Origin of the sequence: Arthrobacter sp. SLBN-83, assembly GCF_006715285.1 — a bacterium.
Classification (GTDB): domain Bacteria; phylum Actinomycetota; class Actinomycetes; order Actinomycetales; family Micrococcaceae; genus Arthrobacter.
On sequence record NZ_VFMX01000001.1, the window covers coordinates 2,341,070 to 2,364,590 of the forward strand.

The 23,521-nt window shown below is 66.2% G+C and carries 21 protein-coding genes and 1 riboswitch; of the genes, 9 read left to right on the top strand and 12 right to left on the bottom strand.

From position 1 onward, the window contains the following. The first annotated feature begins 43 nt into the window (after positions 1-43). The gene (locus tag FBY30_RS10830; RefSeq protein WP_142132873.1) at positions 44-466 is read left to right on the top strand and encodes a hypothetical protein; all 423 of its coding nucleotides are present in this window, start codon (positions 44-46) and stop codon (positions 464-466) included. Between the two features lie 65 nt (positions 467-531). Here FBY30_RS10830 and FBY30_RS10835 read toward each other — a convergent pair whose 3' ends face one another. Together FBY30_RS10835 and FBY30_RS10840 are read right to left on the bottom strand one after the other, a co-directional pair. After that, entirely contained in the window at positions 532-1,713 is a 1,182-nt protein-coding gene (locus FBY30_RS10835; protein ID WP_142132874.1) for a fumarylacetoacetate hydrolase family protein, read from the bottom strand. Next, positions 1,710-3,182, bottom strand: coding sequence for an aldehyde dehydrogenase (NADP(+)) (locus tag FBY30_RS10840; protein ID WP_142132875.1), 1,473 nt, complete (start codon positions 3,180-3,182; stop codon positions 1,710-1,712). The genes FBY30_RS10835 and FBY30_RS10840 overlap by 4 nt, the downstream gene beginning before the upstream one ends. A 128-nt stretch (positions 3,183-3,310) precedes the next feature. Here FBY30_RS10840 and FBY30_RS10845 point away from each other — a divergent pair, with 128 nt between their 5' ends. Continuing rightward, the gene (locus tag FBY30_RS10845; protein WP_142132876.1) at positions 3,311-4,066 is read left to right on the top strand and encodes an IclR family transcriptional regulator; all 756 of its coding nucleotides are present in this window, start codon (positions 3,311-3,313) and stop codon (positions 4,064-4,066) included. Positions 4,067-4,097: 31 nt separating this feature from the next. Here the strand turns inward: FBY30_RS10845 and FBY30_RS10850 are convergent, their stop codons facing one another. After that, on the bottom strand, positions 4,098-5,312 hold the full coding sequence (locus FBY30_RS10850) for an alpha-hydroxy acid oxidase (protein ID WP_142132877.1): 1,215 nt from the start codon (positions 5,310-5,312) through the stop codon (positions 4,098-4,100). A 310-nt stretch (positions 5,313-5,622) separates the two neighbouring features. On the opposite strand from FBY30_RS10850, the gene FBY30_RS10855 reads away from it, so the two are divergent. The 4 genes from FBY30_RS10855 to FBY30_RS10870 are packed head-to-tail and all read left to right on the top strand — an operon-like array spanning position 5,623 to position 10,678. Further along, on the top strand, positions 5,623-7,104 hold the full coding sequence (locus FBY30_RS10855) for an MFS transporter (RefSeq protein ID WP_142132878.1): 1,482 nt from the start codon (positions 5,623-5,625) through the stop codon (positions 7,102-7,104). Positions 7,105-7,144: 40 nt separating this feature from the next. Next, positions 7,145-8,056: a dihydrodipicolinate synthase family protein gene (locus FBY30_RS10860; RefSeq protein WP_142132879.1), complete on the top strand. Its 912-nt coding sequence runs from the start codon at positions 7,145-7,147 to the stop codon at positions 8,054-8,056. Between the two features lie 34 nt (positions 8,057-8,090). Further along, positions 8,091-9,056 carry a C-terminal binding protein gene (locus FBY30_RS10865; RefSeq protein ID WP_142132880.1) on the top strand — a complete coding sequence of 322 codons (966 nt, stop codon included), beginning with the start codon at positions 8,091-8,093 and terminating at the stop codon, positions 9,054-9,056. Between the two features lie 47 nt (positions 9,057-9,103). Next, complete coding sequence (locus tag FBY30_RS10870; RefSeq protein ID WP_142132881.1) at positions 9,104-10,678, top strand: UxaA family hydrolase; 1,575 nt, start codon at positions 9,104-9,106, stop codon at positions 10,676-10,678. A 24-nt stretch (positions 10,679-10,702) separates the two neighbouring features. Here the strand turns inward: FBY30_RS10870 and FBY30_RS10875 are convergent, their stop codons facing one another. Genes FBY30_RS10875 through FBY30_RS10895 form a run of 6 tightly spaced genes read right to left on the bottom strand, consistent with a single transcriptional unit; the run spans position 10,703 to position 15,848 of the window. Further along, positions 10,703-11,551 (bottom strand): prenyltransferase, encoded by an 849-nt coding sequence (locus FBY30_RS10875; protein ID WP_142135162.1) that lies wholly within the window; start codon positions 11,549-11,551, stop codon positions 10,703-10,705. Between the two features lie 11 nt (positions 11,552-11,562). Beyond that, on the bottom strand, positions 11,563-11,898 hold the full coding sequence (locus FBY30_RS10880; RefSeq protein ID WP_142132882.1) for a lycopene cyclase domain-containing protein: 336 nt from the start codon (positions 11,896-11,898) through the stop codon (positions 11,563-11,565). Continuing rightward, positions 11,895-12,242 carry a lycopene cyclase domain-containing protein gene (locus FBY30_RS10885; protein WP_142132883.1) on the bottom strand — a complete coding sequence of 116 codons (348 nt, stop codon included), beginning with the start codon at positions 12,240-12,242 and terminating at the stop codon, positions 11,895-11,897. The genes FBY30_RS10880 and FBY30_RS10885 overlap by 4 nt, the downstream gene beginning before the upstream one ends. Beyond that, positions 12,239-13,849 carry a phytoene desaturase family protein gene (crtI, locus tag FBY30_RS20655; RefSeq protein WP_160141463.1) on the bottom strand — a complete coding sequence of 537 codons (1,611 nt, stop codon included), beginning with the start codon at positions 13,847-13,849 and terminating at the stop codon, positions 12,239-12,241. The genes FBY30_RS10885 and crtI overlap by 4 nt, the downstream gene beginning before the upstream one ends. A 20-nt stretch (positions 13,850-13,869) precedes the next feature. Next, positions 13,870-14,784: a phytoene/squalene synthase family protein gene (locus FBY30_RS20660; RefSeq protein WP_160141464.1), complete on the bottom strand. Its 915-nt coding sequence runs from the start codon at positions 14,782-14,784 to the stop codon at positions 13,870-13,872. Then, positions 14,781-15,848 carry a polyprenyl synthetase family protein gene (locus FBY30_RS10895; RefSeq protein ID WP_142132884.1) on the bottom strand — a complete coding sequence of 356 codons (1,068 nt, stop codon included), beginning with the start codon at positions 15,846-15,848 and terminating at the stop codon, positions 14,781-14,783. The genes FBY30_RS20660 and FBY30_RS10895 overlap by 4 nt, the downstream gene beginning before the upstream one ends. A gap of 23 nt (positions 15,849-15,871) precedes the next feature. Between FBY30_RS10895 and idi the strand changes: the two genes are divergently transcribed. Beyond that, entirely contained in the window at positions 15,872-16,420 is a 549-nt protein-coding gene (gene idi / locus FBY30_RS10900) for an isopentenyl-diphosphate Delta-isomerase (RefSeq protein ID WP_142132885.1), read from the top strand. Between the two features lie 10 nt (positions 16,421-16,430). Here the strand turns inward: idi and FBY30_RS10905 are convergent, their stop codons facing one another. Next, entirely contained in the window at positions 16,431-17,192 is a 762-nt protein-coding gene (locus FBY30_RS10905) for a glycosyltransferase family 2 protein (protein ID WP_235009415.1), read from the bottom strand. A 200-nt stretch (positions 17,193-17,392) separates the two neighbouring features. Here FBY30_RS10905 and FBY30_RS10910 point away from each other — a divergent pair, with 200 nt between their 5' ends. Then, a complete protein-coding gene (locus tag FBY30_RS10910) occupies positions 17,393-18,325 on the top strand; it encodes a lipid kinase (RefSeq protein WP_142132886.1) in 933 nt (310 codons plus the stop codon). A gap of 656 nt (positions 18,326-18,981) precedes the next feature. On the opposite strand, the gene FBY30_RS10915 is transcribed toward FBY30_RS10910, so the two are convergent. Both FBY30_RS10915 and FBY30_RS10920 read right to left on the bottom strand, forming a co-directional pair. Further along, on the bottom strand, positions 18,982-19,989 hold the full coding sequence (locus FBY30_RS10915) for an acetamidase/formamidase family protein (RefSeq protein ID WP_142132887.1): 1,008 nt from the start codon (positions 19,987-19,989) through the stop codon (positions 18,982-18,984). Positions 19,990-19,991: 2 nt separating this feature from the next. Further along, the gene (locus FBY30_RS10920; protein WP_142132888.1) at positions 19,992-21,422 is read right to left on the bottom strand and encodes an APC family permease; all 1,431 of its coding nucleotides are present in this window, start codon (positions 21,420-21,422) and stop codon (positions 19,992-19,994) included. A 52-nt stretch (positions 21,423-21,474) separates the two neighbouring features. After that, a riboswitch (glycine riboswitch) is annotated at positions 21,475-21,581 on the bottom strand. Positions 21,582-22,103: 522 nt separating this feature from the next. Between FBY30_RS10920 and FBY30_RS10925 the strand changes: the two genes are divergently transcribed. Next, on the top strand, positions 22,104-23,504 hold the full coding sequence (locus FBY30_RS10925; RefSeq protein ID WP_142132889.1) for a glutamate decarboxylase: 1,401 nt from the start codon (positions 22,104-22,106) through the stop codon (positions 23,502-23,504). Positions 23,505-23,521 lie beyond the last annotated feature (17 nt).

The window sequence follows — 23,521 nt, forward strand, 5'->3', positions numbered from 1 at the left end:
GTGTCCGCCTTCGCAAGGGCCGCAGTTCGATAGGGGAGGTTGCATGGGTGAAACCAGGAAACAGTATGTTCCGAACGAGCTGCTGTCGCGGCTGGTGGACCTGCGGCTGTACTCGGTGGAGTTCGTCCTCAATGACTACGTGCAGTTCCGGTTCGACGGAGACCAAAACCCCGGCCACGTCACGCTCAACAGCTACGTGTGGCCCGGTGTCCGCCAGGATGGCAGCCTCTGGCGCGAGCGGGATCTGGGGTACGCCGATGCCCTGCGCCGGCTGGCTCCCGGAACGGTGGTTTCAACGACGGAACAGACCGGCTCAGGCATCCACATCGAGCTCGACACCGGCACAATCGTGATCCACCCTGCAAAGGAGGAGATCTTCGTCGAGATCGCAGAACTCAGCGGCTTCCCGGATGGACAGTGGATGGCCTGGCGCCCGGGCGAGGACAGCTTCGAAGACCTGGCGTAGTGCAGCATCCCCCAATACCGAGAAAGGCAGGGCCCAGCACGGGCCCTGCCTTCACGGTTTCCGTCCTAACCCTCGTGCACCGGGACCTGCACAAACCGGGACAGGTATTCCATCAGGTCGCGGATCCCAAAACTCCATGCCGGGAGGTCCTCGGCCGTGCCCGTCGTGTTGATCAGCGAGCCGAGCTGGGCGCTGTGGATGGTGACCCGGTCTCCCTCCTTGTGCGTGAACCCCAGGCCCGGCGTATCCCGGTCCTGGCTGGGTGCAAACAGCGTGCCTGTGAACAGGGCAAAGCCGTCCGGGTACTGGTGGTGCCTGCCGTAGGCGGCGCCCACCAGTTCCTCGAAGGGCCTGCTGATTCGGGACAGGCTGTTCTGCCCGTCAAGCCGGTAGCCGTCGGTTCCCTCCACGGTCAGCGTGATGTCCTCGCTCCGCAGCGACTCAAGGCTGAACCGGTCGTCGAAGAGGCGGATGAAGGGGCCGATGGCGCAGGATGCGTTGTTGTCCTTGGCCATGCCCAGCAGGAGCGCGCTGCGGCCCTCCACGTCGCGCAGGTTCACATCGTTGCCCATGGTGGCTCCACGCACCTGGCCCCGGGAGTCAGCGATCAGCACCAGTTCCGGTTCCGGGTTGTTCCAGCTCGAGAACGACGGGATGCCGATCCTGGCCCCAAACCCCACGCTCGAGAGCACCGGGGCCTTGGTGAAGACCTCCGGGTCCGCGCCGAGTCCCACCTCCAGGTACTGCGACCACATCCCCTTGGCCGTCAGCACCTCCTTGACCTGCCGGGCCTCCTCGGAGCCCGGACGCACGCTGGCGAGGTCTGTGCCGAGGACAGCCAGGACGGATTCACGAATGGCCGCGGCCTGGCGGAAGTCACCGCCGCACCGTTCCTCGATGACCCGTTCAATCATGCTGTCCACGAACGTCACCCCGCAGGCTTTGACCACCTGCAGGTCCACGGGGGCCAGGAGGTGCGGGCGTTCCGTGTCCTGCGCCAGGGAAGCATCGATCAGGGCCGCCAGGTCCCAGCTGGGCGACTCACGGGTGGCAGCGATGAGCCCCGCCGGGTCGTCCAGGTCCATGAGGTCCGCAACGGTGCGGACGTGCGGAGTGTGGTCGAAGACGTCCTGTCCGGTAATGGAGACCACCCGCGGCCCACCCGTCTCCGGGTCCCAGACGCGCCCCACCAAAAGGGCCTTGTCCGCATCCGCGGGCAGGACCTGGTCTGCAGTAACAGTGGTCATCGGATTTCAGCTTTCTGTCCGGCCGGCTGGTGGATTCCGTCCACCCGCCGCGTGATGTTCCAGGGGTTGTCATCCCGGAGGGCAGGCGGAAGCTGCTCCGGGGCGAAGGAGTCGTAGGCAACCGGGCGCATGAACCGTCCGATGGCAGCCGTCCCCACAGAGGTGGTGGAGGCGGCGGTGGTGGCAGGGTAGGGCCCGCCGTGCTGCTGCGCGTAGGTGACGCTGACCCCTGTTGGCCACGCGTTCCACACCAGCCGGCCGCTCCGTTCCCGCAGCGCCGTCAGCAGGTCATCGAGCTTTTCCTCCGGCTCGCCCTGGACGGTGGCCGTCAGCTGGCCCTCCAGCAGGCCGGCCAGTTCGGCCAGGTCGGTTCCGGGGCGGTACCGGATGATCAGGGTGGCGGGGCCGAACATCTCCTGCTCCAGCAGCTCCGGCTGCGCCAGCACTGCCTCCGCGGTGGTGGCCAGCACGGTGGGCCGGGGAGCTTCGGCGTCGTCGCCCTTCACCAGCACGTCCACGCCCTCGGCGGACCGTACCTTTTCCAGGGCGGCGTCGAATCCCTCGCGGAGCTTCGGGCTCAGGAGCGGTGCCACGCTCTTGGACTCAAGCTCCTGCTGAAGCAGCGCTGCCACCTCGTCGATATTCTCCACCGGCGCGAACAGCAGTCCCGGCTTGGTGCAGAACTGCCCCATCCCGGCGGTGAACGACGCTGCATAGCCGGACAGGATGGCATCCCGGCGGACGGCCCAGGCCTGTTCCGTGACGAACACGGGGTTGATGCTGCCCAGCTCGCCGTAGAAGGGAATGGGGGCGGGGCGGCGGGAGGCCCGGTCAAAGAGTGCCCGGCCGCCCGCGGTGGAACCCGTGAAGCCAATCGCCTTGGTCAGGGGATGGTCAACGAGTGCCTCAGCCGCCTGCCGCCCCACCACGGCGGAGAACAGTCCCTGCGGTGCGCCGGCCGAGGCCAGGGCCTCCTCGACGAGGGCCGCGGTGCGCAGCGCCAGCTGCAGGTGCCCTTCATGGATCTTGTGCACCACGGCGCAGCCGGCGGCCAGGGCGGAGGCGGTGTCTCCGCCCATCACGCTGAACGCAAAGGGGAAGTTGGAGGCACCAAAGACGCCCACGACGCCGAGGGGCACGTTGACCCTGCGGAGGTCCGGGCGGGGGCCCATTCCCCAGTCCTGGTCGGCGTGGTCAATGATGGCGCCCAGGTGCTCGCCTGCAAGGATTTCGCTGCGGAACAGGCGCAACTGAAAGACTGAGCGCTTCAGTTCGAAACGCAGCCGGCCCTGGTCCAGGTGGGTTTCCTGCTCTCCGAGGCCCACGAGTTCATCCGCGTTGGCTTCGAGGGCGGCGGCGATTGCCTCCAGCCAGGACCCGCGAACCTGCGGTTCCACGTCCCGGGCCTGCTCGTAGGCCGCGTGCGCGGCGACTATCTGGTTTTCGACCTGCTCTGGGGTGGTGTGCATGTTGTTTCCTCCTGGAATCATCTTTAGTTCCAAATTCCCTCTTTGTCGAACAATGTGCGATATTTCGAACGGCGCGCGTAGAATGGAAGCCGCGCTAAGCAAAAGCGCCCCAAACGAAAGGACTCCAAGTGCCCCGCTTGACCCCCGCCGTCGTCAGGAGCCTCGACGTTCTGGAGCTGTTCATGGACGCCCGCCACGGGCTCTCCGCACCGGAAGTGGTGCAGCGCACCGGCCTTCCGCGGACCACCGTCCACGAACTGCTCACCACCCTGACGGAGCGCAAATACCTCCGCCGGGACGATGCCACCGCCACTTACCATCTGGGGCTGAGTGTCTTCCGGCTGGGCAATGCGTTTGCCGAACGGCTGGACCTGCACGCCGTCGGGCTGCGCATTGCCCAGTCCGTGGGCAGGGAGTGCGACGAGACCGTGAATGTGGGAATGCTCGACGGCGCGGACGTGGTGTACATCTGCAAGGTGGACAGCACCCAGTCCGTGCGCATGGTCTCGCGCATGGGCGGCCGGCTTCCGGCGAGCTGCACCGCCGTGGGCAAGGCCCTCCTGGCGTACCTGCCGGACGCCGAACGCAAGCGCATCTTCACCAAGGGCCTTGCCAAACTGACCCCCAAAAGCATCACCGAACCCCACGCACTCGCCAACGTCCTGGACCAGATCCGTGCCTCCGGGCTGGCCTTCGAGTCCGGGGAGTCCACCCCGGACGTTTCCTGCGTGGCTGCGCCGGTCCGGGACCACACCGGCGCAGTGGTGGCGGCCCTGAGCATCTCCGTTCCGGACATGCGCTGGAACCAGCGCCCGGTGGAGGAGTGGTCGGCGATGGCGGCCGACGGCGCTGCCCGCCTGAGTGCCGAGCTCGGCTACCGCTGACGGCTGGGGGAGCGGGGCCCACCTTTGGCGGTCAGCCGGCCAGTGCCACATGATCGCCCGAAATGCCGGCCGTGGTCTTGACGCCCAGCAGCTGCATGGACCGTACGTACTGGGAGCGCAGGATCTTCACGGCATGGGCGGCGCCGCGCTCGCCGCCGGCCATCAGGCCGTAAAGGTAGGCCCGGCCCACCATCGCCGCATCCGCACCCAGGCCGACGGCGGCCAGGATGTCACTGCCGGACATGATGCCGCTGTCGATCAGTACTGTCGCGTTTGGGCCCAGGGCCTCGCGGACCTGGGGCAGGATCTTCAGGATGGTGGGCGAGCGGTCCAGCTGCCGGCCCCCGTGGTTCGACAGGACGACGCCGTCGCAGCCCAGCTCGACAACCCGCTCCGCATCCTTGACCGTCTGGATGCCCTTGACCAGCAGCTTGTGCGGCCACACTTTTCGCAGCCAGTCGATGTCCTCGAAGGTGAGGGCGGGATCGAACACCTGGTCCGCCACCTCCGCGGAATTGCCGCCGAAGCCCTTGAGCGATGCGAATTCGATGGGCGGCGTGGTGAGCTTGTCGAACCACCAGGACGGGTGCAGGGCCATGTCCGCGAAAGTCTTCGGCGACAACGTGGGCGGAATGGTCAGCCCGTCACGCAGCTCCCTGACGCGGGCACCGCCCACCTGGGTGTCCACGGTGACCATCAGCACGTCGTAGCCACTGGTCAGCACCCGCTCCAGCAGCCCCTCGGTCTTGCTCCGGTCCTTGGCGATGTAGAGCTGGAACCAGTTGTTGCCTTCGGGCACCGCCTTGGCGAGGTCCTCCACGGTGGTGGTGCCCACCGTGGAGAGGGTGTACGGGATGTTGTTCCGGGCCGCTACCCGCGCCACTGCCTTTTCGCCGTCGTTGTGCATCATCCTGGTGTAGCCGGTGGGCGCCAGGACCAGGGGGAAGTCGATGGTCCTGCCGAACAGCTTCGTGGAGGGATCGGGATCCGAGACATCGCGGAGGACTGCCGGGGAGAACTCCACGTCCCGGTAGGCCTGCCGGCACCTGGCGATGGTGATCTCCTCTTCGGCGGCGCCGTCCGTGTAGTTGAAGACAGCCTTGGGAGTGGTCTTCTGCGCCATCGCGCGAAGGTCGGCGATGGTGAATGCCCGGGCAAGCCTTCGCTGCACGGGATCCAGCTCGAAGCTCCGGAACTGGAGCAGTTCGCGGATCTCGGACCACTTGGGCAGTTGACGGTCCTCCATGCGGAGCAACCCCTTTCATGTTCGAAATTTAGTACAAAGGTCGGGAATTAGATCCCACTGAACCGGGTCGGTGATCGAATCAGGGACAGTGGCTGAGGGCCCCTGCATCGCCTCTGGTGTAGGTATTCCCGTCCAAATTCCGGTTCAGCGCTTGACGGTCCGGGGTGGCGTCCCTAGACTCCCTTGTGTTCCCGATCACCCTACCCCAGCGAATGCGTGATCGCCACATCGACCAATGTTCGAAATATCGAACTAGAAGACCCGCAAAGTACGAGACCCACAAAGCAGTGGGCTTTCGAAAGGACCCCCAATGTCAGCAGTCCCCAACGCCGCTGCGCCCAGCGGCGGACGGATCGTCCTGCGCTCCGCCCAGGACGTCACAGACCTCATCAACAGCGGTGCCCTCCAAAAGGGCAAATCCTTCGCCATCACCCTCATCGCACTGGGCGGCATCTTCCTGGACGCCTACGACTTCACCTCGGTGGCGTTCGGCCTTCCCTACATCTCCAAGGACTTCCACCTGACTCCCGAGATGCTGTCCGTGGTGTCCGCCTCGATCATGGTGGGCGCCCTCGTCGGATCGGTCTTCGGCGGTTACTTCGTGGACAAGCTGGGCCGGTTCAAGGTGTTCATGGCGGACATGGTCTTCTTCGTCGTCGCAGCCATCGCCTGCGCCGTGGCCCCGGACGTCTGGACCCTCATCATTGCCCGCTTCATCATGGGCGTGGGCATCGGCGTCGACTTCCCTGTCGCCTTCAGCTTCCTGGCCGAATACGCCTCACGTAAGAAGAAGGGCGGCACCGTCTCCCTCTGGCAGCCCATGTGGTACGCCGCCGTCGCCTCCACCTTCGCGCTGCTGGTTCCCGTGTACTTCCTCTTCCAGGGCATGCAGTGGTCTGAAAACCAGATGTGGCGCATCGTTGTGGGCTTCGGTGCAGTCCCTGCCATCCTGATCATGATCTTCCGCCAGAAGTACATGGCGGAATCCCCCTCCTGGGCGGCGCAGAACCTGGGCCTGCACGAAGCAGCCAAGATCCTCAAGCGGACCTACAACGTGGACGCCGAAGTGGCGGAAGACGCCGTGGACCCCCGCGCCGAGCGCAAGCAGTTCCAGATGACCCTGACCCAGGCCTGGGGCAAGCTGGTGGGTAAGAAGTACCGCGGCCGTACTGGCCTGGCCCTGGTCATCAATGCCAGCCAGTCGATGGAGTACTACGCCGTGGGCTTCTTCGTCGGGCAGATCGTTCTGGCCATGCTGCACACCCAGAACGTCATGACCAACATCGTGTCCTCGCTCATCCTCAACCTCGCCTTCGGCGTTACCGGCGGCTTCATTGGTGCCCGCCTCTCGGGCAAGATCGGCCCGCGCAAGCTTTCACTCCTCGGCTTCTGCGGCACCTTCACCTGCATGGTCATCGCCGGCAGCCTCAGCAACGTCGAAGGCGCCTGGTCCTTCATCGGCGCCCTGGTCATCGGCCTCCTGATCTTCTGCCACGCAGCAGGTCCCGGGGCCCAGGGAATGACCATGGCCACCATGTCCTACCCCACGTCCCTGCGCGGAGCCGGCACCGGCTTCACCCAGATCGGCATCCGCCTCGGAGCGATCGCCGGCCTGGTGTTCTGGCCCCTGGCCACGGCAGCCTGGGGCACCAAGGCGCTGCTGGTACTCGCCGTTGTTCCCGCCATCGCCATCGTGGTGATCCTGGTCAACAAGTGGGACCCGCACGGCCGCGACATCGACGCCGAAGACTACGAGGACGCGTCACTGGCAGCCGTCAGCGCAAACCGCTGATCCCGGTGCCCGGAACCCCTACAACCCCTGAAGGACAACCATGAGTGCCATCACTGGCGTAATGCCGGTAGCGCCCACCATTTTCGCCGACAACGAGGAACTGGACCTTGACGGCCAGCGCAGGGTCCTGGATTACCTGGTGGACGGAAAGTCCGACGCCGTCTGCATCCTGGCTAACTACTCGGAACAGTTCTCGCTGACTGACGGCGAGCGCGAGCAGGTGCTGCGGACCACCATGGAGCACCTGGACGGACGGCTGCCGGTCTGCGTGACCACCAGCCACTTCAGCTCACGGATCGCCCGGGAACGCAGCCTTCACGCCCAGGAACTCGGTGCGGCAATGGTCATGCTCATGCCGCCGTTCTTCGGAGCCACCATGAAGGTGGACGACGAGGCCGTGGTGGAGTACTTCAAGCGCGTGGCTGACGGCCTGGAGATCGACATCATGATCCAGGACGCGCCGATGAGCACCACGCCACTGTCCGTCGGCCTCCTGGCCCGCATCGCCAGGGAGGTGCCGCAGGTGAACTACGCCAAGATCGAGATGCCCCAGGCGGCGGACAAGCTCCGTGCCCTCGGCGCCGCGGCCGGACCGTCGCTGCCCGGACTTTTCGACGGCGAGGAAGCCATCACGCTCATCCCGGACCTGGAAGCGGGGGCGGTGGGCACGATGAGCAGCTGCATGGTGCCGGACCAGCTGGGCCAGATCGTGCGGGATTTCCACGCAGGTGAACGGGACAATGCGATCCACGCCTGGGAAGACCTGCTTCCGTTCATCCACTTCGAGAACCGGCAGTGCGGCCTGCGCGCCACAAAAGTCCTGATGAAGGAAGGCAACATCATTGCCAGCGACAGGACGCGCCATCCGGTAGGGGAGCTGAACCCGCACACCCGTGCGCAGCTGGTAGAAATGGCCAAGCGCAAGGACCCCCTGATCCTCCGCTGGGCGTGAGGATCACAGGATGCAGGAAGAAGGAAGGACGGGCATGCCGCGCATACTCATCACCGACTACGAATTCGAGTCGATCACCCAGGAGCAGGCCGTGGCAGACGCCAACGGTGTTGAGCTGGTACGGGCCAACTGCAGGACCGAGGATGATGTCCTGGCGGCTGCGGCCGATGTGGACGGGCTCATCGTCCAGTACGCCCCCATCACCGAGCGCGTCCTCAAAGGCCTGCCCCGCCTGAAAGCGGTCAGCCGGTACGGGGTAGGCGTGGACACCGTTGACGTTCCAGCTGCAACGGAATGCGGTGTGGTGGTGTCCAACGTCCCCGACTACGGGGTGGAGGACGTCAGTGACCACGCCATTGCCCTTGCCTTGACGCTGGCCCGCGGCATTCCTGACCTGGACCGGGGAGTGCGGGCCGGGAAAAACCTGCTCGATTCGGTCAAACCGCTCCGCCGCTTCTCTTCCCAGACCTTCGGCGTCATCGGACTGGGCCTGATCGGGGCGGCCACCGCAGCCAAGGCCAAGGCGCTGGGTTTCCGCGCCCTGGGCTATGACCCCCTCCACACCCCGGGGACCACCACCAAGGAGGGCATCGAGGTGGTGACCTTGGAGGAACTGCTGGCCGCGTCCGACGTCGTATCCCTGCATGTGCCGTTGAACAAGCACACGCACCATCTGATCAACGCACGCACGCTGGGGCAGTTCAAGGCGGGGGCCACCATCGTCAACACCTGCCGTGGCGGGGTGATTGACACCGCGGCCCTTGTTGATGCGCTGAAGAACGGAAGGCTTCAGGCGGCAGGCCTGGACGTCTTTGAGGAAGAGCCCCTTCCCCTTGGCAGTGCTTTGCTGGATCTTGAGCGCGTGGTGCTGACACCGCACACCGCCTGGTACACGGAGGAATCCAGCGACGAGCTGAAACGGCGCACCGCGGAGAACGTGGTGGATGCCGTCCTGGGCCGCCGGCCCCGCAACATCGTCAACCCCGAGGTCCTCAACTAGCCACCCCCGGTGCCCGCCGGAGCGGGGCCAACAGTAAAGGCAGAAACATGAACACACCGATTGAACTGATCGCCAACCCGCGGCTTGCCGCGGACATGGGACTGCTGGTCCTGCATCCGGAGGACAACGTCGGCACGGCCCTGGGGACGATTCCCGCCGGCAGCTCCGTCTCCTTTAGTGGTGGCGAGGTGCTGTGCACGGATGAGATTCCCAATGGACACAAGGTGACGTTGCGGAGCATTGAGGCTGATGAACCGGTCCGGAAATACGGCCAGATTATCGGCTTCGCGGGGCGCCCGATCAGCAAGGGCGAACACGTGCACGTCCACAACGTGGCATACCGTGAGTTCGACCGGGCCGGCCAGGCGGGCACCGCGCTGCGGACCACCGAGTTTGTGCCCGAGGACCAGCGGGCAACCTTCCAGGGGTACCGGCGGAGCAACGGCTCCGTCGGTACCCGGAACTACATCGGCATCCTCACCTCGGTCAACTGTTCCGCGACGGCGGCAAAACTCATCGCCTCCCGGATTGAGAACAGCGGAGTCCTGGACCAGTACCCCAACGTGGACGGCGTGGTGGCGCTGACGCATTCCTCCGGATGCGGCACCGGGGGCGACGGCAACTACGGCTTTGAGGTGCTGCGCCGCACCCTCCACGGGTACGCGAACCACCCCAACTTCGCCAGCATCCTGGTGCTGGGGCTGGGCTGTGAAGTCAACCAGATTGCCGGCCTCACCACCGGCTGGCAGCTGAGCCCCGACAAGTCGATTTCGAGCATGACCATCCAGGCGCAGGGCGGCACCAAGGCAACCGTGGCGGAAGGAGTGCGGCGCATCGAGGAACTGCTTCCCGAAATCAACAAGTCCCAGCGGACCACCGTGCCAGCCTCGGAACTGGTCCTCGCCATGGAATGTGGTGGCTCTGACGCCTTCTCAGGCGTTACGGCCAACCCGGCCCTGGGCGCAGCCGCGGACCTGCTCATACGGCACGGCGGCACCGCGGTATTCGGCGAAACCACGGAAATCTACGGCGCCGAACACCTGCTCACGTCCCGCGCCGAGTCCCAGCACACGGCAGACAAGCTCATGGAACGCATCCGCTGGTGGGAACAGCACGTTACCCAGGACGGATCGTCGATCAACAACAACCCGTCTCCCGGGAACAAGGCCGGCGGACTCACCACCATCCTGGAAAAGTCCCTCGGCGCCGTGGCTAAGGGTGGGACCACGAACCTGGTGGACGTGGCGGAGTATGCCGAACCCATTACCGCCCACGGCCTGGTCTTCATGGACACCCCGGGGTACGACCCCGTCAACGCCACCGGCATGGTTGCCGGCGGCGCCCAGGTCCTCGCGTTCACCACTGGGAGGGGATCCGCCTTCGGCTGCAAGCCCACGCCCAGCATCAAGCTGGCCACCAACACCCCACTGTATGAACGCATGCGGGACGACATTGACGTGAACTGCGGTGCCGTGGCGGACGGGCAGCTAACCATCGAGGAGATGGGCCAGCAGATCTTCGACCTGATCCTGGCAGTGGCATCGGGCCAGGAAACCAAGAGCGAGGAACTGGGCTACGGGGACAACGAGTTTGTCCCGTGGCAGCTGTCCACCGTTCTCTAGGTGCCGCTTAGCGCATCCTGCCTGTTACCGGACTGCTGCATACCAGATCAGCAGCATGGTCACGAAGAACCCGGTGACGTAGTTCAGCCACAGGAACCGCTCCCAGCCGCGGTGGGCCTGCTCCGAATCCGCATCCGATACGGATGCGAAGGGGAGGATGCTCACCGCGTAGGGGAGTGCCAGCAGGGCGGCCAGCGGCCCGGGCCAGGGCGTGAACAGCAGCAGCGCGCCGGCCAGCAGGTAGGCGGCAATGGCAAAGCGCACGGTGGCCTTCGCGCCGATCACGGTGGCCACGGAGCCGATGCCGCCGGCCCGGTCAGCCACCACATCCTGCACGGCGCCGAAGGCGTGGCTTGCCACGCCCCACAGGAAGAACGCCCCCAGCAGTGCCCACAGCGCGGGCGTGAACTGTGCCTGCGCCAGCACCAGCCCGTACACCGCGGGGCTCACAAAGTGCGTGCTGGACGTGGCCGAGTCCAGGAACGGCCGCTCCTTGAACCGTAGCCCGGGCGCGCTGTACGCCACCACGGCGAAGATGCTGACCGCCAGCACCAGCCAGGACAGCGGACTTCCCAGCAGCACCAGCGCCGCCAGGAACGGCACATTGGTGCCGATCGCCGCGCGGAGCGTGACGGCATGCATGGTCCGGTCCAGCACGGCGCCCTCCACGCCGCCCTTGCGCGGGTTCCGGAGGTCCGATTCGTAGTCGAACACGTCATTGATGCCGTACATCGCCAGGTTGTACGGGACCAGGAAATACAGGGTCCCGATCACCCAGGCCACGTCGATCTCCCGTGCCGTGAGCAGGTACGCCGCGGCAAACGGGTACGCGGTGTTCACCCAGGACAGCGGCCGGGAGGACAGCAGGAGCATCCGCAGGGTCTTCACGGCTGCCTCCCCGCCTTGGACGTGGCCGATCTCCGGTCCAGCAGGATCCACAGCCCCGGCAGCAGGAGCACCGCAGCCACCGGATACGCGAAATCCTCCAGCGGGGCCAGCCCCACCTTCGCCCCGGAAATCATGCCGGGCGCGTAGGTAAACAGTCCGAAGGCGATCATCAGGTTGTCGAACACCGCCGTCAGGACCAGTACGACGACGGCCGCCCCGCCGGCCGCCGCCAGCGCCACCTTCCGCATGCGGTGCTTGAGCCTGACGGCCGCGGCGGTGCCCACGGCCAGGGCCGCGAGCAGGAACACCGCGTTGAGAGTCCAGTAGCTCATGACCGTTCCTCCACTTTCTGGCCCTGCGGCAGCCGGGCCGCGAGGGCCCGCCGGAACAGCTGGAACAGGTTCATCACCAGGTAGCACAGGAACACCAGGAAGATGGGCTCCTCCAGTGGCAGCTCCGGGGCCAGTTCGATCCCGATTGTCTCGTTGTGCCCGCGGAAGAAGATGCCCAGCCGGATCCCGGACAGGTCCCATGCCAGGAAGAACACCAGCCCCGCGGCCAGCACCACGGCCGCGCGCCGCGCGTCCTGCCAGAAGAAGAGCCGCAGCCGCTGGTCCAGGAGCACCATGCAGCCCAGGGACACCAAAAGGAACGCCAGGTACGCAACCGCCGTCACGCCGTCGTACCTTTTGAAACTGTTTCCTCCGAAACGCCTGCCTGACGCAGCGGTGCCGGCAGGGGACCGGTGCTGGTGTCGCCGCGCAGCCGCTTGACCACCAGCTCGGCGCTGATCAGGCACATGGGAATGCCGATCCCCGGAATGGTGGACGCACCCGCGTAGTACAGCCCCTCCACCTTGCGGCTGACGTTGCCGGCCCGGAAGAACGCGCTCTGCTTCAGCGTGTGCGCCGGCCCCAGCGACGTGCCCTTCCACGAGTGGTAGTCCCGCTCGAAATCGGCAGGCCCGTACATCCGCCGCACCACGATCCGCTCGGCCAGGTCCGGGATGTCCGCCCATTCACTGAGCTGCCCGATCACGGCGTCGGCCGCGCGTCCCAGCCGATCGTCGCCGCTGCCGCCCAGCCCCGGATCCGGCGGGATGGGGACCAGCACGAACACATTCTCGTGCCCCTCCGGCGCCACGTCCGGATCGGTGGCGCTGGGCTTGCACACGTACATCGACGCCGGCGACGGGATGAACGTGTCCTTGCCGAAGATCGCCTTGAAGTTCTCCTCCCAGTCCTTGGTGAAGAGGAGGGTGTGGTGCTGCAGCTGGGGCAGCCCGCCGCGGACACCCAGGTACAGCAGCAGGGCGCTGGGCCCGGCGGTGCGCCGCTGCCAATACCGCTCGGGGTAGGTCTGCAGGTTTTGGGGGAGCAGCGCGGTTTCGCTGTGGTGCAGGTCGGCGGCGGAGATGACGACGTCGGCCTGCAGGGTTTCCTGCGTTTCGTCGCCAGTGCGGAAGCGGACTCCGCGCACCGCGGCCGGGCGGCGCCGGGCGATGATGGGCGCGGTCTCGATCTCCAGGACCTCGGCGTTGGTCCGGATCTCCACACCGGCGTCGCGGGCCTGCTTTTCCAACGCCTCCACCAACCGCGCGAACCCGCCCATGGGGTAGTAGACGCCCACGTCCAGGTCCAGGTGGCTCATCAGGTGGTACATGCTGGGCGCGGTGAACGGCGAGGCGCCCAGGAACACCGCGGGGTATTCCAGGATCTGCTGCAGGCTGGGGTTGCTGACGTACCGGCGGGCGTAGCTGTGCAGCGGCTCCAGCAGCAGGCGGGCCAGCCGGGGGAGCCGGGCCAGGATGTCCGGCACCAGCAGCGGGGCGAACGACTGGAACGTGGGATACAGGAAGCGGCGCTTGGCCATGGTGTAGGTTTCAGCGGCGGAGTCCAGGTACTTCTCCAGCCGCGCACCGGCACCGGGCTCCAGCAGGTCAAACAGCGCCACCACCCGTTGCCGCCCCGCCGGAACGTCCACCGGTTCAGCTGCGCCTTCGGAGATGAGCCGGTAGCCGGGGTCCAGCTTCACCAGGTCCAGTTGCTCGGCGGCGGAGGTGCCCAGGAGCTGGAAGTAGTGGTCGATCACCTCGGGCATGAGGTACCAGGAGGGTCCGGCGTCGAACCTGAAACCCTCCTGACTGAACGTGTACGCCCGGCCGCCCAGGACGTCCTGCTTCTCCAGGATGGTGACGCGGTGCCCCTCGGTGGCGAGCAGGGCCGCCGTCGCCAGTCCGCTGATGCCGCCGCCGATCACCACCACCGTCTGGCCGGAGGTCACCGGTTTCCTCCCGGTGCCGCTCACTGCGCCGCCACCCGGGCCGGACGTGGGCCCGTTGGTTCCAGCCCGCGCCTGCCGGTGAGTACGGCCGCGGCGATCTTCAGCTTCACGGGGGTGGGCACGCTGATCCGCGCCCGGATGAGGTCCGGCGCCGGGGTGATCCGGATCCGCTCGGCGAGCTCGGCGAAGAGCTCCTGGGCCAGGGCCACGGCCAGGCGGCAGGACGTGGGCAGGCTGCGCAGGACGGCGCGGGATTCCTGCAGGTCGTGATCGATGTCGGCCAGGAGCCGGATCTTCTGCGCCTCATCGAAGTTGGCGGGGCTGACGCCGGGAAAGTAGCTGCGGCCCAGGGAGGTGAAGTCCTCGGCCAGGTCGCGGAGGAAGTTGATCTTCTGGAAGGCTGCGCCCAGGTGCCGGGCGCCGCGCTCCAGCCGGGCCCGCTCCTCACCGCCCACCGGGTGCCGGTACAGGAAGCACTTCAGGCACATCAAACCCACCACTTCCGCAGACCCGTACACGTACTCGTTGAACGATTCCTGGGTGTGTTCCGTCTGGTCCAGGTCGGCGCGCATGGAGGCGAAGAAGGGGCGGGTGAGGTCGGTGCCGATGCCGGTCCGGCGGGCGGTGTCCGCGAACGCGTGGATCACCAGGTTGGTGCTGTAGCCGGTGGCCATGGCCTGCTCGGTTTCCTGCTCGAACGCGTCCAGCTGCCGGCGGCTCTCCTCAGGTGACAGGCCCGCCGCGGAGGTGACGCCGTCGACAATTTCATCCGCAACGCGCACCAGCGCGTACACGGAATCCACCTGGCGGCGCACGGCGTCGTCAAACAACTTGGACGCCAGCCCGAAGGAACTCGAATAGGAGCGGAGCACCACGCCGGAGGACTTGAGCGCGGCGGCCGTGTAGTCGGCCAGCGCGTCGCGGTCCCGCTTCATGCGCCCATCCGATCGGTGACCAGGCGGGACAGGGGGGACAGGCCGTCGCGAAGCGCCTGCGGCACGAACGGCTGGACCAGGACGTCCAGCGCCCGCTCCGTGAGGTCCGCCGCGAGCTTCAGGGTCTTGTCCCGTGCCCCGGACGCCACCAGGAGTTCGCGGATCTCGGCAGCATCGGTGGCCGTGAGGTCTTGGGCGAGCAGTTCCTTGATCCGGGCCCATTGGGGCTGCTCTGCCGCGTAGGAGATCAGGGCGGTGCGCTTGCCCTCGCGCAGGTCGCCCCAGCCTGTCTTGCCGGTCCTCGATTCGTCACCGAACGCGCCCACCAGGTCGTCGGCCACCTGGTATGCGGTGCCGATGATCCGGCCGAACTCGCCCAGGGCCTCCACCAGTTCCTGGTCTGCGCCGGCCAGGACCGCTCCGGCGCGCAGCGGGGTGTCAAACGAGTAGACGGCGGTTTTCAGCTTGGACATCTCCAGGACCTGGTCCACGGTCTGCGGCATTGGGTCCAAAGGTGCCAGCACATCCAGGAGCTCGCCGGCTGCGGAGGCCAGGACCGCGTCGTCCAGCAGGTCGCCCAGGCGCTGCCGCGTGGCCGCGTCCGCGTCGACTTCCGCCAGGAACCGGTAGGCGTTGGCCAGGGCCAGGTCCCCGGCGATCACCGCGGCGGACGCGCCGGTGTGCTCCGCGCGCTCCGCGCTGGTGCCCTGGTCCGCGGCGAGACTGCGGTAGGCGCCGGCCAGGTTGGGCACCCCGCGGCGGGTGAAGTCCTGGTCCACCACGTCGTCGTGGATGATCAGGGCGGTGTGCAGCAGCTCGTAGGACGCGGCCACGGTCGCTGCCGCCGTCCTGTCGGTGCCGCCCAGCAGGGAGTAGGTGGTCATCACCAGCCGGGGACGGAACCGCTTGCCGCCCACCGTGCAGGCCTCGAGGTGTTCCCACAGGCCGAGGTACTGCAGGTGCATGGCACCGGCCCTCACCTTGGCCCTGGAAAAGAAGGATTCCAAAACGTCATTGACCAGGCGGCCGTCATCGGTGTGCGCCAGCGTGGTCCCCGTATCCATAGGTAAAGTAAACACGGGCACCCATGGGAGGGCAATTGAAGGCGAATGCAGAGCAGGTGGTCCTGGCCGCCGATGACGGTACACCGGTCGGCGTCGAGGACAAAGCCACCGTCCACTCTTCCTCCACACCCCTGCACCTGGCCTTCTCGGCCCACGTGTACGATTCCGACGGCCGCATCCTCCTCACCCGCCGCGCCCTGTCCAAGCTGACCTGGCCCGGCGTCTGGACCAATTCCTTCTGCGGACACCCCGCTCCGGGGGAGGAGCTTGAGGATGCCGTGCGGCGGCGGGGCGAGTATGAGCTCGGGCTCCGCCTGTCGGACATTGAACTGCGGGTTCCGGACTTCCGGTACCGGGCGGTGGATGCCTCCGGTGTGGTGGAGAACGAGATTTGCCCAGTCTTCACGGCGCGTGCCGCTTCACCCCTGGCTCCGCGGGCCGACGAGGTCATGGAGTGGCAGTGGACCGATCCGGCCCTGATCACAGCCGCCGTGGCCGCGACGCCCTGGGCGTTCAGCCCGTGGCTGACCCTTCAGCTGCCGCTGCTCTACCCGGAGCGGTTCGGCGCGTAATTTCCGTTAGTCACCGCTTGGATGACGGACGACGGCGGCGCTCCCGTCGGGCCTGCAGCGTCACCTTCCAGCGTTCCCACGGCGGGAGCTGGCGCCAGTGGATGCCCAGGGTGTGGAAGGCGCGCTTGAAGCGCAGTCGAGCGTCGGCACCGCCCGCCAAAGCCCGGGCCGAAATGCCGACCTTCAGCGAAGGATCGTAGGCCGTGCGGCGGGTGGGGTCGAGCGCAAAGCCGAGGTCGACGTCGTCGTGCACGCCTGTGTCCAGCCGGTTCACCCTGGTGCGGGCCTGTTCCCAGTCCTGGCGGCGGAAGGCGCAGTTGGAGCCGAAGGGCGGCCAATGCCCCATCGCCCCGGCCATGAGGACGAAGTAGGCCTGGATGTAGGCGATCCCGGCGAGCCGGCTGCGGATCCTGCCAGTGCCGTAGAAGACGCCGGGCCCGCTCAGCAGGGCCAGGTCCGGTTCCTGCTCGAAGCGCAGGTTGATGCGTTCCAGCCAGTCGGATGGCGGGATGCTGTCTGCGTCGCAGCGGGCGATGACGTCTCCGCGGGCGGCATCGTAGCCAGCGGAAGCGGCGGCGGCGATGCCCGGCACGTGTTCGTGCAGGACTCTGGCGCCGTAGGTTTGGGCGATCTCAGCGGTGTTGTCGGTGGAGTTGTTGTCCACCACGATGATTTCCAGCGGAGCCATGGTCTGGGAGTGCAGGGCCTGGAGGCAGCGTTCCAGGAACGGGCCGTCATCCTTGCACGGGATGACCACGGAGAGGGGCGGCATCCCCCGATGCTAGCCTGCTTCGTTGTCCCGGGAGCTGGTTGCCATTTTCGACGCGCAGGTTCCTCCGCGACAGGGTTCTCCATTTTCGAGGCGCACATTCCTTGCCGCACCCCAAATTTGGGCCGCGATAATGGATATGCGAGTCGCCATGTCATGTGCGCGTCGAAATCTCCCCGATCCGTCCACCTAGGATGGTCCCCATGAAGGCTGCCCGAGACGCGGACTCCGTTGCGCTGGTGATCAATGCCGGCGCACGTCTTGCCGCGGCGGGGTCGGAGCCCGTGGTCGACAAGCTGCAGAAGGCCGGCCTGCCGATTTCCGCCGTCCACCTTGTCCGGTCCGGCGCCGACCTGGCTTCCACACTCGGCAGGGTTGCCGCCGACGGACATGACCTGGTGGTTGTCGGTGGCGGCGACGGCACCGTGTCCTTCGCCGCCGGCTTTTTCGCTGGGACCGGCACCGTGCTCGGCGTCCTTCCGCTGGGGACGGCCAACGATCTTGCCCGCACGCTGGACATTCCCGCCAACCTTGACGCGGCGTGCGTTGCGCTCGCCGAGGGGAAAGTGGTGGACATCGATCTTGGCCGGGCCAACGGTCAGCCCTTCCTCAACGTGGCCTCCGTCGGCCTGTCCGTGGGGGTGACCGAGAGCCTGAGCCCGCGGCTGAAGCGGCGGCTGGGGCCCTTGGCTTACGGCGTTGCCGCGATCCGTGCGTATGCCCGGCACAAGCACTTCCGCGCCCGGCTCGAATTCCCGGAGGGTGACCACGAACCGCTGGAACTGGAGAACATGCTGCAGGTGGCGGTGGGCAACGGCCGGCATTACGGGGGCGGCAACGCGGTATCGCCCACTGCTGGAATCGACGACCACACCCTGGACATCTACGCCATCCCGGGTGCGCCTCTGCGTGAGCATGTGCGGATCGCCCGGCTGCTCAAGGACGGCAGCTTCGTAGAGCGCGACGGCGTGTACCACCTGACCACACAGCGCGTCCGGCTGGTGACAGAGCCGCCAATACCGGTCAACCTCGACGGCGAGATCGCCACGGCCACCCCCGTGGACTTCACCATCGACCGCAACGCCGTGCACGTGGTGGTGCCGCAAAACAGCACCGCGGCGCGACTCGACGGGTAGGGGACCTCCCGCGGCCGCGCTTCCCATTCTCGAGGCGCAAGTCTGTTCGTGACACGGTTCCCCGTTTTCGAGGCGCAAGTCCGTCCGCGATAGGGTTCCCCGTTTTCGAGGCGCAAGTCCGTCCGCGACAGGGTTCCCCGTTTTCGCGGCGCAGATTCCTTTTCGCACCCCAAATCTGGGCCGCGAAAAGGAATTTGCGAATCGACATCTTATTTGCGCGTCGAAAAACCGAGGTGGGGGGCGCACTTCGATGTGTGCCGCCGTCGTACTTCTTGGACGGATGTGGGGGCCGACGGCTTTTTTCGGATCGACGCTGACCCGTTGCCTCCGCCGTCGGCCCCTGGCCTGTGTGGAATGGGGGAGTGGTTGCCTGGCGGCGCCGCTTCTTAGCGCCGCCAGGCTCTGAGACCATCGGTTTTATCCGATGCAGGCGCGGGTTGACTGGGCCCCAGTACCCAGGTGCATCAAGGTTGCTTCCCCGTCCTTCACGCATCACTTTGGAGGGAGGACCTCAAGGACCTGCAGGGATTCAATCAAGATTGCATCAAGGTCGGCGAAATTTCGTGCCGGGAGACGTTGAAGGCGTCCGCAAAGCGCGGAAGCGCTGCAGGTCTGGCAAGGGACCTGCAGCGCTTCCGTTGTTTAATGCTGATTTTCTACCGCGAGGAGTAGTCCTCAGCTGTCTTCCGCAGGCGGCTGTGGGCGCCGCCGTAGGCCTGGGCGCCCTGCAGCGTCCACTTGGGCAGCTTGGCAACCATCGTGTAGTTCGGATCGCAGACGTTGGCCGCGGGGGAGAGGCCCATCTGGCTGACCAGCTGGTACGAGTCCAGCATGTCCATGCCGGTCAGGTCCGAGGTCCAGGCGATGAGGTCCTTCTGGCTGATCCGGTACGCATCTTCCAACGGCCGGGTGGAACCGGTGCTCATGATGTAATCATCGTTCTCCAGGCGGGGCCAGGCTGCGGCGCCCTCCTTGATGAGGTCCACCGCGATCACCGAGTTCATTGCCGACTCCAGGCCGGTGCCGCAGACTTCGCCCTCGCCCTGGCGGGCGTGGCCGTCACCCAGGGAGAGCATGGCCCCGGCCACATTTACCGGCAGGTACAGCGTGGTCCCGGTGCGGGCTTCCGGGGTGTCCATGTTTCCGCCGTGCGTGGACGGCGTCATGACCAGCCGTACCTCGCCGCCGGCCGGAGCCACACCCACGGTGCCGTGCATCGGGTCCAGCGGCAGCTGCAGCCGGTAGTCCGAGTTCCGCGCTTTGAAGGAGGCCGTCCAGCTTTCCAGGTCGATGTCGTAGAACCAGACGCGTTCCTCCAGCGACTCATTGAGCATGGCCGTCTCGCGCGTTCCGGTCAGGGCGCCGAACTGCGGCAGCACGCAGGACACCGCGTACTTCCTGGCCGGCACGATGGACACGAAATGGACGGCAAGCATGTCGCCGGGTTCCGCGCCTTCCACCTGGATGGGCCCCGAGACGGGGTTCATCTCGTTGAAGGGCACCACCTCGCTGGGCAGCCGGTCCGGGGAGGTGACCCGGCCGCCGAAGCAGTCTTCGGTGCTAACCTCCACAATATCGCCGGGCTTGATGCTGATCATCGGCTCCCGGCCGCCGAACACGTAAGAGTATTCGCCTGGCTGGGGCGCGAGCTTGTGGACAACCATCTTTACTGAACCTCCGCTGCTTCAGGTTCCCCTGCCGCCGTCGTAATTGGTACTTCCTTCTTACCCATGCGCCCGGTCTTGTACAGGACGACCGCGACGACGACGCCCACCACCAGCCATACGAGGCCAAGCAGCTGGGCGCCGGTGCGGGCGTTGTAAATCACCGAGGCCAGGATCAGTGCCCCGGCAAGCGGGAACACCAGGTGGACGAACCAGCGGCGGGACTTCAGCTTGAAGACGAACCACCAGATCACCGCGATGTTCAGGACCAGGAAGGCCGTGAGTGCACCGAAGTTGACCAGCGCCGAGATTGCCACCAGCCCGTCGGGCAGGATGGTCAGGTAGATGCCCAGCACCAGCGAGATGACCGCGACGACGAAGGTCGCGTTCACGGGGACCTGGTGCTTGGCGCTGATCTTGCTCAGGAAGCGGGGCAGCTGCCGGTCGCGGGCCATCGCGAACAGGAGGCGGGACGTGGCGGCCTGGGCCACCAGTGCGTTGGCGAAGCCCCAGGCGACGGCGGTTGCTGCCGCGGTGAGCACGAACATGAAGGGGCCGCCGGCGTTGGCTGCCGCGTCATAAAAGGCGGTGCCTGCGGGGTCGCCGTTTTCGAGGATTGATGCCGGGTCTTCGACCAGCATGGAGGCAACCCAGGTCTGGACCACGAACAGCACGCCCACCATTGCAAGCGCGGCGATCATGGACCGGCCCAGGGACTTGCTGCTGCCGCTGTTCTCCTCCGCGAGGGTGGAGATGCCGTCGAAGCCGAGGAACGACAGCACTGCGATGGACGCCGCCCCGAAGAGCAGCGGGAGCGAGAACGTGCTGGAGTTGAAGAACGCGTCAAAGCTGAAGCCGCGGCCCTTGCCCTGGGCGAGCGCCACGAGGCCCACCACCAGGAAGATGGCCAGGACCACGAGCTCCAGGATCAGCATGATCTTGTTGACCTTGGCCGTGAACTGGATGCCCATGTAGTTGATCACGGTGTTCAGGACGACGAAGGCCACCAGCCAGATCCAGACCGGCACGCCGGGGACGATGCCGTTCATGGCGATGGCTGCGGCTAAGTACAGCAGGCAGGGGATGAGGAGGTAGTCCAGCAGGATCATCCAGCCGGCCACGAAGCCCACCGGCCGTCCGATGCCGCGGCCCACATAGGTGTAGACGGAGCCCGACATTGGGAACGCCTGCGCCATCTGGGCATAGGAGTTGGCTGAGAACATCATGGCGAAGAGCGCCACGATATAGGCGAGCGGCGCCATGCCGCCCGAGTCGTGGAAGACGCCGCCGAAAATGGCGAACGGGGCGATGGGGACCATGAAGATCAAGCCGTAGATCATCAGGTCGCTGAAGGTGAGTGTCCTTTTCAGTTCCTGGGTGTACCCGAACTGTTCAATGCCGGGCGATTCCGTCCCGGCAGGTGTGGTGGACATAGAAAATCTCCAAGGGGTGGAGGGCGCGGGGGCGCCGGAATATGTTGAAGTTCCTCCCCGCTCTGTTTTTGGGCCTGAGAGATTCCCGGAAGTGTGGGTTCCGGTTGCACCGTCGGCGAGCCTCCGGCTGGGGGCCGGACTCTTTCCAGAGTTGCCTAACCATGGCGGTGTGGGGCCTGAGAGATTCCTGGGGAGGATTTGCTCCTACGGCGCTCCCGGCTCAGAAGGTCCGGGTAGCTCTCCCGCCATGCGTCAAGGGCGGTATTCGGTTGTGACGTGCATAACACATCCTATAGGAAAAGGTAAGGCAACATACCTTTTTTCGGGGGATGAAGCGGTGGGCATCGAGGGAATCAGGTCGCGCTCAGAAAATCTCACCAAGTTCGGGCAGCAGCAGTAGGCCTTCCTCGACTCGCTTCCCCATCTTCGAGGCGTACGGTCCTTTTCGCACCCCGGATTTGGGCCGCGAAAAGGAATTTGCGCAGCGGAACCGCATGTGCGCATCGAAAGCCGAGGTGCGGGCCGGCACCTGGCGCGCGCCGCCGTCGTACTTTTGTCCTGCCCGCGCCCAAGGAATCTGGTGCCCTTTGCTCCGCAGCGATGAATAATACGGAGTGCTGGGAACAGCGGAAGGGCAGCGGCTGCGGCCGGCTGCTACGACGGCGGCCGAAGGAACGGGACATGACGAGGTCACACCGGAGCGTACGGCATCAGCCCGAAACGAGCGTGGAGCTGAACCCGCTGTTCAGCCGGCCCGGGGAGGCCACCATCTTTCCTCGCTTCACCATCCCGGACGGGGAGTCCCTGCCGGCCACCGCCTACCAGGTGGTCCACGACGAGGTGATGCTGGACGGCAACTCCCGCCTGAACCTGGCCACGTTCGTTGGGACGTGGATGGAAAAGGAAGCCTCCCAGCTGTACGCGGAAACGTTCGACAAGAACATGATCGACAAGGACGAATACCCGCAGACAGCGCTGATCGAGACCCGGTGCTGGCGGATGCTTGCGGACCTGTGGAATGCTCCGGATCCTGCCGCGGCCATCGGCACCTCCACTGTCGGGTCCTCCGAAGCGTGCATGCTTGGCGGCCTGGCCCTCAAACGCCGGTGGCAGCACCGGCGTCGTGCGGCCGGCAAGCCCACGGACTCACCCAACCTTGTCCTCAGCTCCGCCGTGCAGGTGTGCTGGGAAAAGTTCTGCAACTACTGGGACGTGGAAGCCCGCTACGTGCCCGTTTCCGCCGAACACCCCACGCTGGACGGCCATGACCTGGAACGGTATGTGGATGAGAACACCATTGGCGTGGTGGCCATCATGGGCGTCACCTACACCGGCGCCTACGAACCTGTGGAGCTGATCTCCGCCGCACTTGACCGCATCCAGGCGGACACCGGCCTGGACGTCCCCATCCACGTGGACGGCGCGTCCGGGGCCATGGTGGCGCCGTTCCTGAATCCGGAGCTGGTGTGGGATTTCCGGCTCCCCAGGGTGGCCTCCATCAACACGTCGGGCCACAAGTACGGGCTGGTGTATCCGGGCCTGGGCTGGGTGGTGTGGCGGGACAAAGATGCCCTGCCCGAGGACCTGGTGTTCCACGTCAGCTACCTTGGCGGGGACATGCCCACCTTCGCCCTGAACTTCTCCCGGCCCGGCGCGCAGGTTCTGCTGCAGTACTATCTCTTCCTCCGGCTGGGCTTCGCCGGCTACAAGTCCGTGCAGGCAAGTTCGCGCGAGGTTGCCCTGTACCTCTCGCACGAAATCGGGGCCATGGACGCCTTCACCCTGTGGAGCGACGGGGCCGATATCCCGGTCTTCGCCTGGCAACTCGCGGACGGCCATACCAAGAACTGGAACCTGCACCACCTCTCCGAACGCCTCCGCATGAACGGGTGGCTGGTCCCGGCCTACCCGCTGCCGGAAGGGCTCGCCGACATCACGGTGCAGCGGATCGTGGTCCGCAACGGATTCACCCGCGACCTGGCCGCCAGCTTCCTGACCGACTTCAAGAAGGAAGTGGCCTACCTGGATTCCCTGACGGCGCCCATGCCCGACGGGCAACAGAAAGAAGCGTTCCACCACTAACGCGCTTTGTAAGGAGT

What these genes read in the sequence shown, in the direction of transcription:
- FBY30_RS10840 (WP_142132875.1), bottom strand. Translation starts at nt 3,182, where the DNA reads ATGCACACCACCCCAGAGCAGGTCGAAAACCAGATAGTCGCCGCGCAC.
- FBY30_RS10925 (WP_142132889.1), top strand. Translation starts at nt 22,104, where the DNA reads ATGACGAGGTCACACCGGAGCGTACGGCATCAGCCCGAAACGAGCGTG.
- FBY30_RS10870 (WP_142132881.1), top strand. Translation starts at nt 9,104, where the DNA reads ATGAACACACCGATTGAACTGATCGCCAACCCGCGGCTTGCCGCGGAC.
- FBY30_RS10850 (WP_142132877.1), bottom strand. Translation starts at nt 5,312, where the DNA reads ATGGAGGACCGTCAACTGCCCAAGTGGTCCGAGATCCGCGAACTGCTC.
- FBY30_RS10865 (WP_142132880.1), top strand. Translation starts at nt 8,091, where the DNA reads ATGCCGCGCATACTCATCACCGACTACGAATTCGAGTCGATCACCCAG.
- FBY30_RS10895 (WP_142132884.1), bottom strand. Translation starts at nt 15,848, where the DNA reads ATGGATACGGGGACCACGCTGGCGCACACCGATGACGGCCGCCTGGTC.
- FBY30_RS10910 (WP_142132886.1), top strand. Translation starts at nt 17,393, where the DNA reads ATGAAGGCTGCCCGAGACGCGGACTCCGTTGCGCTGGTGATCAATGCC.
- FBY30_RS20660 (WP_160141464.1), bottom strand. Translation starts at nt 14,784, where the DNA reads ATGAAGCGGGACCGCGACGCGCTGGCCGACTACACGGCCGCCGCGCTC.
- FBY30_RS10920 (WP_142132888.1), bottom strand. Translation starts at nt 21,422, where the DNA reads ATGTCCACCACACCTGCCGGGACGGAATCGCCCGGCATTGAACAGTTC.
- idi (WP_142132885.1), top strand. Translation starts at nt 15,872, where the DNA reads ATGGGAGGGCAATTGAAGGCGAATGCAGAGCAGGTGGTCCTGGCCGCC.
- FBY30_RS10835 (WP_142132874.1), bottom strand. Translation starts at nt 1,713, where the DNA reads ATGACCACTGTTACTGCAGACCAGGTCCTGCCCGCGGATGCGGACAAG.
- FBY30_RS10880 (WP_142132882.1), bottom strand. Translation starts at nt 11,898, where the DNA reads ATGAGCTACTGGACTCTCAACGCGGTGTTCCTGCTCGCGGCCCTGGCC.
- FBY30_RS10830 (WP_142132873.1), top strand. Translation starts at nt 44, where the DNA reads ATGGGTGAAACCAGGAAACAGTATGTTCCGAACGAGCTGCTGTCGCGG.
- FBY30_RS10905 (WP_235009415.1), bottom strand. Translation starts at nt 17,192, where the DNA reads ATGCCGCCCCTCTCCGTGGTCATCCCGTGCAAGGATGACGGCCCGTTC.
- FBY30_RS10860 (WP_142132879.1), top strand. Translation starts at nt 7,145, where the DNA reads ATGAGTGCCATCACTGGCGTAATGCCGGTAGCGCCCACCATTTTCGCC.
- FBY30_RS10915 (WP_142132887.1), bottom strand. Translation starts at nt 19,989, where the DNA reads ATGGTTGTCCACAAGCTCGCGCCCCAGCCAGGCGAATACTCTTACGTG.
- FBY30_RS10875 (WP_142135162.1), bottom strand. Translation starts at nt 11,551, where the DNA reads ATGCTCCTGCTGTCCTCCCGGCCGCTGTCCTGGGTGAACACCGCGTAC.
- FBY30_RS10855 (WP_142132878.1), top strand. Translation starts at nt 5,623, where the DNA reads ATGTCAGCAGTCCCCAACGCCGCTGCGCCCAGCGGCGGACGGATCGTC.